At 44.7% G+C, this 13,648-nt stretch carries 14 protein-coding genes; 8 read left to right on the top strand and 6 right to left on the bottom strand.

Translation table 11 applies throughout. The features are described from left to right. Positions 1-76 precede the first annotated feature (76 nt). On the top strand, positions 77-361 hold the full coding sequence (locus PSE7429_RS14835; RefSeq protein WP_009628057.1) for a 4a-hydroxytetrahydrobiopterin dehydratase: 285 nt from the start codon (positions 77-79) through the stop codon (positions 359-361). Positions 362-414: 53 nt separating this feature from the next. Here the strand turns inward: PSE7429_RS14835 and galE are convergent, their stop codons facing one another. The 5 genes from galE to PSE7429_RS14860 all read right to left on the bottom strand — a co-directional run bounded on the left by galE (position 415) and on the right by PSE7429_RS14860 (position 4,633). Next, positions 415-1,404, bottom strand: a complete 990-nt coding sequence (gene galE / locus PSE7429_RS14840; protein WP_009628059.1) for a UDP-glucose 4-epimerase GalE — start codon at positions 1,402-1,404, stop codon at positions 415-417. After that, entirely contained in the window at positions 1,401-1,730 is a 330-nt protein-coding gene (locus PSE7429_RS14845) for a YlxR family protein (protein WP_009628060.1), read from the bottom strand. The genes galE and PSE7429_RS14845 overlap by 4 nt, the downstream gene beginning before the upstream one ends. A 95-nt stretch (positions 1,731-1,825) precedes the next feature. Then, on the bottom strand, positions 1,826-3,064 hold the full coding sequence (gene nusA, locus PSE7429_RS14850) for a transcription termination factor NusA (RefSeq protein WP_009628061.1): 1,239 nt from the start codon (positions 3,062-3,064) through the stop codon (positions 1,826-1,828). 130 nt (positions 3,065-3,194) lie between these two features. After that, positions 3,195-3,656 carry a ribosome maturation factor RimP gene (gene rimP, locus PSE7429_RS14855; protein ID WP_009628062.1) on the bottom strand — a complete coding sequence of 154 codons (462 nt, stop codon included), beginning with the start codon at positions 3,654-3,656 and terminating at the stop codon, positions 3,195-3,197. Positions 3,657-4,408: 752 nt separating this feature from the next. Next, the gene (locus PSE7429_RS14860; RefSeq protein WP_040688890.1) at positions 4,409-4,633 is read right to left on the bottom strand and encodes an indolepyruvate ferredoxin oxidoreductase subunit alpha; all 225 of its coding nucleotides are present in this window, start codon (positions 4,631-4,633) and stop codon (positions 4,409-4,411) included. Positions 4,634-5,162: 529 nt separating this feature from the next. Here PSE7429_RS14860 and PSE7429_RS14865 point away from each other — a divergent pair. Next, positions 5,163-5,831 (top strand): Npun_F0296 family exosortase-dependent surface protein, encoded by a 669-nt coding sequence (locus tag PSE7429_RS14865; RefSeq protein ID WP_009628065.1) that lies wholly within the window; start codon positions 5,163-5,165, stop codon positions 5,829-5,831. A gap of 125 nt (positions 5,832-5,956) precedes the next feature. Continuing rightward, positions 5,957-7,096: a glycosyltransferase family 4 protein gene (locus PSE7429_RS14870; RefSeq protein WP_009628066.1), complete on the top strand. Its 1,140-nt coding sequence runs from the start codon at positions 5,957-5,959 to the stop codon at positions 7,094-7,096. 180 nt (positions 7,097-7,276) lie between these two features. Here the strand turns inward: PSE7429_RS14870 and PSE7429_RS14875 are convergent, their stop codons facing one another. Beyond that, entirely contained in the window at positions 7,277-8,233 is a 957-nt protein-coding gene (locus PSE7429_RS14875; protein WP_009628067.1) for a branched-chain amino acid ABC transporter permease, read from the bottom strand. Between PSE7429_RS14875 and PSE7429_RS14880 the strand changes: the two genes are divergently transcribed. The 5 genes from PSE7429_RS14880 (at position 8,234) to PSE7429_RS14900 (ending at position 13,596) form a co-directional block, all read left to right on the top strand. After that, entirely contained in the window at positions 8,234-9,001 is a 768-nt protein-coding gene (locus tag PSE7429_RS14880) for a C39 family peptidase (RefSeq protein ID WP_009628068.1), read from the top strand. A gap of 437 nt (positions 9,002-9,438) precedes the next feature. Further along, a complete protein-coding gene (locus PSE7429_RS14885; RefSeq protein ID WP_009628069.1) occupies positions 9,439-11,025 on the top strand; it encodes a tetratricopeptide repeat protein in 1,587 nt (528 codons plus the stop codon). Between the two features lie 178 nt (positions 11,026-11,203). Beyond that, positions 11,204-11,950: a 3-oxoacyl-[acyl-carrier-protein] reductase gene (gene fabG / locus PSE7429_RS14890; RefSeq protein ID WP_009628070.1), complete on the top strand. Its 747-nt coding sequence runs from the start codon at positions 11,204-11,206 to the stop codon at positions 11,948-11,950. Between the two features lie 313 nt (positions 11,951-12,263). Further along, the gene (locus PSE7429_RS14895; protein WP_009628071.1) at positions 12,264-12,755 is read left to right on the top strand and encodes a cupredoxin domain-containing protein; all 492 of its coding nucleotides are present in this window, start codon (positions 12,264-12,266) and stop codon (positions 12,753-12,755) included. Between the two features lie 46 nt (positions 12,756-12,801). Further along, positions 12,802-13,596: a tetratricopeptide repeat protein gene (locus PSE7429_RS14900; RefSeq protein ID WP_009628072.1), complete on the top strand. Its 795-nt coding sequence runs from the start codon at positions 12,802-12,804 to the stop codon at positions 13,594-13,596. Positions 13,597-13,648: the final 52 nt, after the last annotated feature.

Raw genomic sequence — 13,648 nt, forward strand, 5'->3', positions numbered from 1 at the left:
CGGCGCTTCGCGCCGCCACTCATCTTTGGGGAAATTGATGGCAATTAACTATGGCAATTAACTATGGCAATTAACTATGGCAATTAACAAGTTATCTGAAGTAGAGATTTCGTCAGCGATCGCTCAACTAGCGGGTTGGGCTGTGGTTAATGGCAAGTTGCAAAAAAACTTTAAGTTTCGTGATTTTGTAGAGGCTTTTGGCTTTATTAGTAAAGTTGCGATCGTTGCTGACAAGATGGGACATCACCCCGAACTTTTTAATGTATATAACAAAGTGACGATCGACCTGACTACCCATGATGCCAATGGGATTAGCGCCCTTGATTTTGAATTAGCACAAAAAATAGACCGACTTCTATAGTATTTTTCATTGCCGACCATTTAACAAAAAGGGGCGCTTTGCGCCCCTTTTTGTTAGCAATGACGCTTTTGGTGCCATTGCCATGCATGTTGCAAAATCAGATTTAGATCGGCGTATTTAGGTTGCCAATTTAAAATTTTTCTAGCCTTCTCGCTGCTGCCCACTAACGCAGGTGGATCACCTGCACGGCGATCGCCCATTACCACGGCGATCGGCTTGCCCGTGATTTGCTTTGCCGCATCGATGACCTCTTTAACAGAAAAGCCATTACCATTACCGAGATTAAAGATTTCACTCCTGTTGCCATCGAGTAAATATTGCAATCCTAATACATGGGCATCGGCAAGATCCGCAACATGAATATAGTCGCGAATGCAAGTTCCATCGGCGGTTGGATAGTCGGATCCATAGACTGTAATGGCATCGCGTTTACCCATGGCTGTTTGTAAAACTAAGGGAATTAAATGGGTCTCAGGATCATGATCCTCACCGATTTCTCCCATGGGATCGGCTCCTGCGGCATTGAAATAGCGAAAAATGACCGACTTAAGACCATAGGCAACATCGAAATCTTGCAAAATACGCTCGACCATCAGTTTGGTAGCCCCATAGGGATTAATTGGCGCTTGAGGATGATCTTCAGTAATTGGTATTTGCTGGGGTACGCCATAACTGGCACAGGTGGAAGAAAAAACAAAGTTTTTGACATTCGCCACAACCATTGCTTCCAATAGAGATAAAGTGCCAACCACATTGTTGCGATAGTATTTATCTGGTTGGCTGACAGATTCGCCCACATAGGCATAGGCGGCAAAATGCATTACAGCGTTAATTTGACGATCGCCAAATAGACGATCCAGTAATGGGCGATCGTTCGTATCTCCAACAATTAATTCAGCACCGAGTGTTGTGGCAATATCTTGATGCCCATAAACAAGACTATCTAAAATCAAAACCTGATAGCCAGAAAGTTGTAAAGCTTTTACGGCATGGGAACCGATATAACCTGCCCCACCTGTGACCAAAATGGTTTGCTTACTCATTGCGTTTGATGATTCTTATTAATTAACTCAAGTCGTGACTTGAGAATATCAAAAATCTCAGGCGGAATATGGGTACGTAGCGATCGCCCCAAACGATTTTTTTTCTGAGCTATTTGTAAACAATCGAGCTTTTGGCATAGGTATGCCGAGCGTCCCATACCTTGATCGAGCTGGATCTGAAAATGTTGATATATATTTTTCCGATCATCGCGATCATCCTGATCATTTTGCTCAGGAGCGATCGGTACACGTACGACTCGCCAAAAATTATCGCGCAAAGCGATACATTGACAACTAACACAACGTCGGTGCAGCTTCAGAGCCAAACTAATTTACTCCTCATGTGGTAGCGCTAAATAGGTAAGGATGGGCAGCGCTTCGCGCCGCCCATCCTTACCTTATGTACTTTTCATTGACATACCTAGTTATTCTCGTCGTCATCATCTTGGTCAAAACTATGCAAGACAACCCGATTTTCTCCAGCCCTTGTGGAGGCAGCTTCCATCTTGCGATCTTCTTCGTTGTAATCGTACTTCGCCAAATTTTTGATATCGATTTTCCAACCAGTGAGACGAGCAGCCAAGCGAACATTTTGCCCTTCTTTACCGATCGCCAAACTCAACTGATCCTCAGGTACTAGCACATGGGCAATTCTCTCATCGGCGTTAATCAACCGCACTTCCTGAATTCGGGCAGGGCTTAGCGAATTGGCAATATAAGTTGAAGGATCGGGTGACCAGCGGATTACATCAATCTTTTCACCACGCAATTCGGATACGACAGCCTGAATTCTGGCTCCGCGTGCGCCAATACAAGCACCAACAGGATCGACATCCCGTTCGAGGGTATCTACGGCAATTTTTGTCCGAGGACCTACCGCAGGTGATGGCGGATTAGCTTCTCTCGCCACTGCCACAATCCGCACGATTTCTTCCTCGATCTCAGGTACTTCATTGGCAAATAGGTATACAACTAGCCCAGCATCTGCTCGCGATACTAATAGTTGAGGACCTCGACGCGACCCCTCAAATACTTTCTTCAAATAAACCTTGAGGGTCATGTTTGGACGATAGGGTCTTTCGCCCGCTAGTTGTTCACGTTTGGGAAGTTCTGCTTCGACCTCAGGTTGACCAAATCCACTACTGACCGCCACAATAACCGAGGTCGTTTCAAAACGAAGAACGCGTCCTTGGAGCACTGTCCCCTCGACATCTTGAAACTCTTCTTGAATGATTTTGCGTTGTTGATCTCTGAGCTTTTGCGCTAATACTTGCTTTGTCTGGATTGCCGCCATCCGACCAAAATCGCCTTGTTCTGGAGTGACATCGACGACGACAGTTCCGCCTGCTTGAGCTTCAGGGGCGACTTCCCGTACCTCTAACAATCCAATTTCATGATCGGCATCGCTAACTTCATTAACGATCGTTTTGGTCGCTAAAACTCGAAATCCTTCACCCTCGAGATCGAGTTCTACATCAAAGTTATTAAAATGCTCTTCTTCAAAATTAATACCATCGGAGCGATAGGTTTTACGAAAGCGCTCGTAACCCTTGAGTAAGGCTTCGCGTAAAGCATTTTGTACTGCATGTTTGGGAAGATTTCGCTCTTTGCTAATTACTTCTACCATCTGTCCCAATCCAGGTAAATTCAACAATGACATAAATTTTGCTCGCTATGATAAAAACTAAATAATTTCAAAACGTGAAGGTTAGGATGTCGTCAAGCCCTTGGCATCCCATATACGCAGTCTGGCTGATTAATTGCTTATGGCGCTTTTCTTGATTGCCGATCTATTCCATTTTTGCTAGTTCAACGCGATCGACAAGTTCGCGGGGAATATTTACAATTCGACCTTTGATACTAATGGTTACATGGGTTTCGTTTCTTGCCATGAGATGACCACTCCAGCTTTGTTTACCATCATGGGGAACGGTCGTACTGACGTTGATCATAAAGCCTCGGAAAGCGATAAACTCGCGATCGCCTTGTAACTGCCGTTCGGCACCTGGGCTAGAAATTTCTAACACATAGGCATGGGGAATTAAGTCGATCTCATCGAGGACAGCCTCCAGAGCACGGCTCATTCTTTCACAGTCATCTAATCCTGTGTCTTGGTCGAGATTGCGAATATCGACCCGCAACACGATCGGGTTTTTATTGGTATGCAGCACCACATCGACCACCTCTAACCCAAGGGGCGAGGCCACTTCTTCAGCAGTTTGAAAAATTTGCGGAATTAGAGGATGACTCATAAATAAAATTGTGATCTGAGCGTTGATTTATGCTTTTGATGCGAGCTTTGATAAAGGGAAATCACAAAGAGTGAAATCTTCTCGAAGCAGTTTGAAAGGACAAATTAAAAACAAAAAAGTGGGACATTTGCCCACTTTTGCAGTGATTTTAACTGTAACCGATCGCTGCAAAAAACATCACAGGTGCGATGCTCTAGCTGCTATAGACTCTAGTCTTACCTGCAAAATAACAAACAGGTAGTAATCGAGTTTACTTCTTCGGAGCTTGCGTACTATAGGGAAAACACAATTATCTTTGCGTTTACTTCTTGCAAGTATTTGCAAACGTCGAGACTTGTCGACTAGTACTTAAATTTATTCTATCACGCCACTTTAGAATCTAGAACAAGATAGGACTTTTTACGACAATTTTGTCATCATACGATTGGTAAAAGTAGCTCTTTTTATCTCAGGGTCTGCATTTCGAGGCTTAAATTTCAATCTTTCCCTTCATATACGCCCTTCCCAGTGAGAGATTAGACGTTGCAGCGCGAAGTGCCGCAACGCTAATTTTATGTGAGTTCGGGATAATTTGAAACTGGCTTTGAGAAAGGGTTTGCCAGCTTAATCCGAACTGACATTAATTCTTGGTTTTGTATGTCTATTTCTTTGGTGGGAAGGGAGTATAGCAACGTAATACCAATTCACAACCAATTTACAAAAGTGTTATCACACTTTCGTGAATTGGTATTAAGAAATGGCTTAGCCATTTCTTAACTTGGTATTACTAGCTCGGGACGTTCTTCGGGCACTATTGCCCCCTGTATGGGGCATACCTGTAGGCAAACTCCACAGTCAATACAGAGTTCAGGCTTAATCCTAAACCAAATAGTTCCCTTAACATTTGCTCCCTTGCCTTGTTCAATACAAGCTACGGGGCAGGCAGGGACGCATTCTGCTATGCCTTCACATATATTTGATGCGATCGTGTAAGCCATGTGGGTTCTATATCCTAGAGTTTTTAATGTAACAAAAATAACAAAATATAACTTATGCATAACCGACATATAACTTTTTTACGAAAAAAAGGCATAGGTTAGGTGTTGCGCTTTCTGTTTTTCCATGTAAGATACATACATCGCAGCTAGGCTGTAGGAAGTTAGCTGCATAAACCAAACCAAATTTCTCGTCGCTAGGCGATTCCAACTATTAAATTGGGTAGTTTGTAACTTCTCTATATCTGAAGTAGGTCTTAGCATAGGGCAATATGATCTGCCAAGTATATATAGTTCCAACCTGTAAGCGGTGACATTTCTAGATATGTAACTAGATATGTAACTAGCTATTGTTGCTCCAATTATCCAATATTCCAATATTCTTCTTTGATAGTTAAGTAGCTTAGAAATGGCGATTCTAAGTGGTGATGGTGGTGCTAAAGTCCATACTTTCTATCTTGTTAATCGCATAGATTTATTCAGATCTTTTGCAGATCATCTATAAAAATTCACAAAATAGGTTTATAAAGTAATGAAATACTTATCCTCTGCCATTCTTTCAACTGTCGGTGTAGTTGCTGTTTCCTTTTCTACAGGTGCTGCAAATGCTGCAAGTTTCAGTTATGGGGATCTTATTATATCGACAGGTGCTCTGAGCGGTGCTGCATCAATCAACTTTGCTAATAGCACTGGTTGGTCTGGAAACTACAATTTAGTAACTGGTAGTGTTGTTAATCAATACGCTAATCCTTTAGGTAACGTTGGACCTTACTCTGCTACTGAGCCCACGGGTGCTTCTATTCCAGGACTTAACTCTGGTTCTGCTACCTATACCTTCTCTGCTCCAGTGTCATCCTTTGCTTTCCTTTGGGGTTCGATCGATCCTGGCAACTCATTAACCATTAATTACAATGATGCGCCTTCCGATACAATTACGGGAGCACTACTTGCCTCTAAACTCGGACTCACTGCTGATGGCAGTTGGACGAGCCCAACCAGCAATGCAGTTTTAACTTTTGCTGACGATGCACTTGATAAGGCAATTACATCGATTACTTTCCAATCATCGACAATTGCGTTTGAAGTTGCTCCAGTGCCCGTACCCGTTCCTGCCATTGTGCCTGGTATTGCTTTAGCTGCTGCTTTCTTTGGTGGCAAGGCTATCAAGCGTAATAAGAAGGCTAATGATTCTGTTGCTTAATTCTGATTAAGTAGCAATAAAATACAGTCAGGTCGCAGTTACCTGTCAGTATTAAAAGGAAGCCGAAGATAGCAATTTGCTATCTTCGGCTTTTATGCGGCGATGTCAATAGTTAATAAGGTTTTATGAAAACGTTACAGCTAGGTACCAGCTGGTTTTTGGAAGAGGCAGGTGGATTGGCGCGGGTTTATTACGGATGTGTGAACTATTTGCCACAAGTAGGGGTTGGGGTAAGTGGTTTAGTGGCTGGTTCCGATCGCGTTGAGCAAAGCTCTAGAGGATTAGTACAAACCTTTGCTAGTACGAATAGTGGAACTTTACAGCGATCGCTAGGTGTCCGCAAAGCCTTTAAGCAGGTCATCAGCAATTCCCAATTTGATTTGGTCGCGTCGCATTTTGCCCTATATACCTTTCCCATTCTCGATCGCCTAGGTAAATTGCCATTGGTGATTCATTTTCATGGTCCTTGGTCCTTGGAGAGTAAAGCTGAAGGGGCGGGAAAATTATCGGTTTTTGGGAAATGGGCGATCGAGAAATTGGTCTATGGTCGAGCGGATGGCTTTATTGTTTTGTCAGAGGCCTTTCGACAGATTTTACATAAAACCTATGGTGTGCCATTAGAAAAGATTTTTATTGTGGGCGGTGGTATTGATACCGCCGAATTTAAGGTGGATTTAACGATCGCCGAAGCTAGAGAAAGATTGGGCTGGGCGCAGGATCGAAGGATTATTCTCTGCGTGCGCCGACTGGTGCAGCGTATGGGCTTGGATAACTTAATTGCCGCGATCGCTCAAGTCCGCCAGCAGTATCCTGAGGTTCTACTTTTGATTGCTGGGAAAGGAGCGATTGCGGAGAGTCTGCGATCGCAGATTCAGCAATTACAACTGGAGGACTCGGTAAAACTATTGGGATTTGTTGACGATCGCAACTTGCCGATTGCCTATCGAGCAGCGGAGTTATCGATCATTCCCAGTGTATCGCTAGAAGGTTTTGGACTAATTGCGATCGAGTCTTTGGCGGCAGGCACACCTGTATTGGGCACACCAATTGGTGGCATTCCCGAAATTTTACGGCTATTTTCTACGGATCTCATCTTGGAGGGCAGTACGACTAGTCAATTAGCACAAGGAATCATCGAAGCCTTGTCAGGGCAAAGGCAAATGCCAAAGAGCGAAGCCTGTCAAGACTACGTTCGGCAAAATTATGATTGGCAAGTAATTGCCCAGCAAATGAAATCGGTTTACGATCAGGTGCTCCAGCGATAGAGTTTAATACCAATTCACGAAAGTGTTGTCACACTTTCGTGAATTAACGTCAGTTCGGGTTAAGCTGGCAAATTTTAAAAGTCCAAAAGTAAAAGCCTTGCGTAGCAAGGCTTTTACTTTTGGGCTTTGAAAACTTGCCAGCTTAACCCAAACTGGCGTTATTTATTTGTCTGGTGAGGACTAAACCTTTTGGACGAAAGTTTTGCCGAGAATGCCTTGTGGTCTTACTAGTAAAACGATGAAGAGTAAAGCAAAGGCAACGGCATCTTTATAAGCGGATTGATTAGATGGGACGAAGGACTCGGCAAGTCCAAGGACTATGCCTCCAACTACGGCTCCAGGAATATTGCCTAGCCCCCCGAGGACGATCACCGCTAATCCTTTTAAGCCAAAGCCGATACCAAAATAGGGACCCGCAATACTAACACTAGAGCCTACAAGGGTTCCTGCTAGTCCGCCTAGGAATCCCGATACAAAAAAGGTAAGAACAATAAAAAAATCGGTGTTTATGCCCAGCAAGCTTGCTGTAGTGGCATTTTCGGCTACAGCTTTCATGGCTTTGCCGATCTTGGTGAAGTTAATACCATAGGTAAGAATGGCTAAAACTATCACAGATACGCCAAAGATTAGGATCTGTACGGTGCGAATGGCGATTGGTTTGTCAGGGGAGCCGAAGTTGATTGCGGCGGGTAAGCTGCCGTAAATATTAGCTGGGAAATTATAGCTTTCTGCGCCCACTAGATATTGGATTGTATTGACGATCGCTACGGCTACGCCCAAACTAGAAACTAAGGTCAGCAATGGGTCGGCATGACGATCGCGTAAAGGTCGAAAAGCAATACGCTCGATCGCTATACTGATCAGTCCTGTAAAGATACTGCTTACAAAAATGGCAACAAAAAAGGGCAAATGTACTTCTTTGGGTAAGGATAGGTTGGCGAGGATACCATTGAAGCCAAAAGTGCCACCACATAGCACGTAGGTAAAGTATGCTCCCAACGTAAACACCGCACTATGGGCGAAGTTAACGATCCCTAAAATCGAAAATACCAAGGTATATCCGAGGGCAAAAATGGCGTATACGCTCCCAATTGATAAACCATTTAAAAATTGCTGCAAAAATACCGAAAAGTCCATATGAGTTTTTTAAAAAATTCTACACTTGTGATCGCAACTATGGCGATTGCGGTGACAATTACGCCAACACCCTCGGCGATCGCCACATTTAACAATCCTGATCGATCCCATCATCCCCATAAACTGCCTAACCAATCTCAAACCCAATCTCAAACCCAATCTCAAGAAGCGATCGCGATTACCCCTGCTCCACCGCTGCAACTGCCCGATACGGGGGCACAGAATGATAGTTGGAGTTGCGGACCTAATTCGGCGGCGAGGATATTGCGCTATTACGGGCATGATGTTGACTATGCCATGGTGCGCGAGGCAACTGACAAGAAGTTATTTTTACCGCAGAAAATACGCAATCCCTTTACTAATCAATGGATTGAGGTGCGGACGGGTACGCCACCACTCACTTTGCAGCAGGTCATGCAACGCTGGGAAGGAAATCATGTTAAGAAGTCTCCCCAAACTAGTTTTAATCGGTTACTGAATTTATTGCGATCGGGTAAACCCGCGATCGCTTTGGTGCGTGTTGGTAGCTTGAAAGTTCCCTATGTGGGCTCGATTCCCTATCTACATTGGATTGCGGTAACGGGAGCCGATCCCCAGAGCCAGCAAATCTATTACACCGATACCAATAGCCAAACCTACATGCTGTCATATCAAGATTTCCAGACAAGATGGAATTTGGGCTTAGATCACGATGTTAGTGGGGCGATCGCGAATATCCTCAAAAGCAACGGTGTGGAGGCAAGAACTATAGTCTGGGTGGATCGATAAGTGAATCAAGCCCTGTAGCGCATACTGCGCGTGCGCTACAGGGCTTGGGATTTTATATTTTGTGCCTAGCTACTTAGCACGTTGTTAAAGTCAAACCGTAAAGATGTGCCCTGCAAGGGCACATCTTTACGGTTTGACTTCGCCTATATTTGTCCGTGATGGCGCAAAGCTGTAATTGGTAACCTGCCAATTTTCGCATTGCCCTTTATAGATTTAAGTCTTTCTACGCATCAGCTTCAGGGGACTTTGCTAATAGGATAAATAATTGATATCTGTTGATATCTGTAAATTTGATAGGTTTCCTTGGTAAAGTCATTGATGTGGTGTGAAGGATCGAATCTGCTCTTCTAATTTGGAAACTTACTGCTCATTATCATTTCTGCTTTTATCAACTCATAAATTTTCATGGCAGAAAAAAGCTATAAGCAATATTAACTATGATCAAAACCGCAATTACGAAGATCGCAATTACGAATATCGCAATTACGAATATCGCAGCAGTGGGCTTGTTCCCGCTCATAGGCAGTCTCACTCCTGCTCTCGAACCGATCGCCTTAGCTCAAACATCGCCTACTACCGTTAGAGTCGATCGCCTAATTTCTCAGAACGATTCGGTAAATAGTTCGATTAAGCTGGTAGAACAAGCTAACTCCCTACGAGAGCAAAATCAACTTGATCGCGCGCTTACTCTTTATCGTCAAGCGATCGCCGCGAGTCCAGAGTTGGTTCCTGCTTACTATGGTTTGGGGGTGGCATTGCGCCAAAAGGGGGATATTCAGGGAGCGATTAATGCCCATCGGCAAGCCATTACGATCGATAAAAGTTATACGCCCGCCTATTACGGACTCGGCATCGCGCTTTATCAAAAGGGTGACTCTAGCGGTGCGATCGATGCGTATCAACAATTTATTCAACTTAGTAAGGCGGACACCAATCTTGCTCCTGCCTACTACAATTTAGGACTGGCTTACGAGCGACGGAATAATATCGATGAAGCGGTTGCTTCATTTCGGAAGGCGATTGAGTTTGATCCGAAGTATGCCTTAGCTCATAACGGTTTAGGAACGGTATTGCGGCGGCAGGGCAATCGGAAAGAAGCGATCGCCGCCTATCGGAAAGCGATCGAACTTGCCCCTCAGTATGCTGTGGCGCATTTTGCCTTGGGGATTTCGTTGTACGAAGATCGAGACTATACGGGAGCGATCGAAGCCTACAAACGGGTCACGACCCTTGAGCCTAATTTTCCCAATGTTTATTACAACCTTGGCTTAGCCTATAACCAATTGAGCGATCGCCCCAATGCAATTGCAACGTTTCGGAAGGCGATCGAGCAAGATCCGCGTAATGCAGATATTTATGCGATTTTGGGTAGTGTTTTCTTGAGGGACGAAAATATTCCTGAAGCAGCGGAAGCTTTTAAGCGAAGTACGGAGATTAATCCTAAGGTGGCTAGTTCCTTTAATGGGCTAGGGCTTGCTTTACGTCGCCAAGGCGATCTCGAAGGCGCGATCGCCGCTTATCAGAAGTCGATCACGATTAATCCAAACTATGCCGTTGCTTATAACAATCTTGGTCGCGTTCTTTCTGACCAAAATCGTAACACCGAAGCAATTGCTGCATTTCGGCGGGCGATCGCGATCGATGCCCAAAATGCGGTTGCCTATAGCAATCTGGGCAATTTATTGCGCTCTCAAGGCAATAGTGACGAGGCGATCGATGCTTTTCAAAAAACCATTGCGATCGGGAAAGAAGATCTCTGGGTCGATTACACCAGTCTAGGGCTAGCCTATGCCGATCGCGGCAGACTGGGCGAAGCCCAGAATGCCTATTTCAAGGCTCTATCTTTAAATCCTAATTTTGCCAAGGCGCATTTTGGACTAGGGGCTTTATATACCTTGAAAGGGGAAGTTAGCAATGCGATCCGCTCCTATCAAGAAGCTCTGAAGTTATACGAAGAAAACCGTGACGCAGAATGGATTAAGCGCACCCAACAGGCAATCCAAGCATTACAGGGGATTACTTAATTTAAAACAAGCTGTGCTTTGCATGGCTTGTTTTGAATTAAGTGCCCCTCAAATCGCTAAACTGTGATTCTGGTTGTTTAAAACATGGCAAAAATCACCGAGCTGCAAGCCGTGATTTTAGTCTTGCTTGGCATGACCGAAATTAAAAAGCATAAATTATGGAGTTTTAAATATAAGCATGGGATTTTTAGAAGGTCAGGTGGCGATCGTCACGGGTGCATCAAGGGGTATTGGACGTGCGATCGCGGTGGCACTTGCCAGTGAAGGCGCAAAAGTTGTGGTGAACTATGCCAGTTCGGCTAGCGCTGCCGAAGAAGTTGTCGCAGAAATCAAGACCAAAGGTGGTGAGGCGATCGCCATTCATGCCGATGTCTCCCAAGAATCACAGGTGGACAGCTTGATCAAATCAGCGATCGACTCTTGGGGTCGCGTGGATATCTTGGTAAATAATGCGGGTATTACCCGCGATACCCTATTGCTACGGATGAAGCTTGAGGACTGGCAATCGGTGATCGACCTCAACCTGACAGGCGTATTTCTGTCTACCCGTGCCGCCTCTAAAATTATGCTCAAACAGAAATCGGGACGAATTATTAATATTGCTTCCGTAGCAGGACAAATGGGTAACCCCGGTCAGGGCAACTATAGCGCGGCAAAAGCTGGGGTAATTGGCTTTACTAAAACCGTTGCCAAGGAACTTGCCAGCCGTGGGATTACGGTCAATGCGGTTGCCCCAGGATTTATTGCGACAGATATGACCGCCGATCTCAAGAATACGGACGATATTCTCAAGTTCATTCCTCTGGGGCGTTATGGTCAACCTGAGGAAATTGCGGGTATGGTGCGATTTCTAGCGGCAGATCCTGCGGCAGCTTATATCACAGGACAGGTTTTTAATGTTGATGGTGGTATGGTCATGGCATAGAAATGGCAAAGGGCGCTCAGCGCCCTTTGTTATACGTCTGTTATTTGAGGTTCCCAAAATGGCAACGCCATTTTGGGAATTGGTATATTTTGGGAATTGATATAAAGCATTTAAGTAGCTAGGCATAAGTAAACTTAAAACCTAGAAGAGCATACCGCCCGCTGCGCGGGCGGTATGCTCTCTGGTTTTGGTTTTTAATTATGCTTAACTACTTAATAATTATAAGCAAAATAGATTTTCGACTTCGCTCAGCTAAAGGGATACGATGGCTGAGCGAGGTCGAAGCCTCTCTCAACTCATTTAGGATTTCTATATGAATTTGAATCGTTTCTATGCAAAGTTTCTCCAAATTCTTAGCATTCTCCTAATGGTGATAGGTCTTGTGGCGAGTCCAGAGTTGGCGATCGCCGCACCAAGCCCTCAACTGGCGACCGTTGATTTCACCAAACAGGAGGCGATCGAAGTGAAAGTTAGCCTCAGCAATGGTGCTAATGAACTCAGATTCATTCCCGATCGCTTTGTTTTTGAATCGGGCAAGCGATACAAATTGTTGCTCAGCAACCCTAGTGCCATGAAGCATTATTTCACCAGTAAGGATTTTGCCGATGCGATTTGGACGCAAAATGTGGTGGCTGGTAATGTGGAAATTAAAGGGCATATTCGCGAACTAGAATTGCGTCCCAATACCAACGCCGCATGGACATTTGTGCCAATTAAGTCAGGTACTTACGAGTTGCTCTGCGCGATCGCTGGACATACCGAAGCAGGAATGCGCGGTACGATCTCCATTCAACCTAGCGCGTAGAATGAGGAATTAACTTGCTTTTTGTTTACCGAAGGTTTAAATCTCCATGCGTGCCATATTTGCAGCTTTGCTTGCTTTATTTTTGTTGTTGAACCCCGCACCTGTACAGGCACAAATTAATATTACGGAAACCGAATCCAATCAACTCAATCAGTTAGTCAAACAAGCCTTTGATGCTACCAATGCTGGTAAATTTACTGAGGCTGAAGGCTATTGGACAGATTTGATTAAACTTTATCCAGACAATGCCGCAGGATGGAGTAATCGCGGTAACGCCAAAATGAGCCAAAATCGTCCACAGGATGCCCTTGAAGATTACAACAGGTCTGTAGAACTGGCTCCCAATTTTCCCGATCCCTATCTCAATCGTGGGGCAGCATTGGAGAGTTTGGGCAAATGGCAGGAAGCGATCGCTGATTACGATCACGTTTTGGCGATCGATCCTCAGGATGCCGCCGCTTACAACAATCGCGGTAATGCAAAGTCAGGCTTGGGCAAATGGGAAGAGGCGATCGCCGATTATCAAACGGCGATGCGGGTTAATTCGCGCTTTAGCACAGCCTTTGGCAATAATGCGATCGCCCTTTATCAAGTTGGTAAGACCAACGAAGCGATCGTGGCTATGAAAAATATATTACGTAAATATCCCAACTATACGGATGTGCGGGCAGCTCTAACCGCTGCGCTCTGGGCAAATCACAAGCTAGGGGAAGCGGAGAGCAATTGGGTATCGGTGGCTAATCTCGATCCCCGCTACCAAGATATAAACTGGGTAAGAGATATTCGCCGTTGGCCGCCTTTAATGGTTGCAGCTCTAGAAAAGTTTTTGACTCTGAAATAACGTGAGTTCGGGATAATTGGAAACGGGCTTTGAGAAAGGGTTTGCGTAGCAA

The sequence above is a fragment of the Pseudanabaena biceps PCC 7429 genome (assembly GCF_000332215.1).
GTDB classification, from domain to species: Bacteria; Cyanobacteriota; Cyanobacteriia; order Pseudanabaenales; family Pseudanabaenaceae; genus Pseudanabaena; species Pseudanabaena biceps.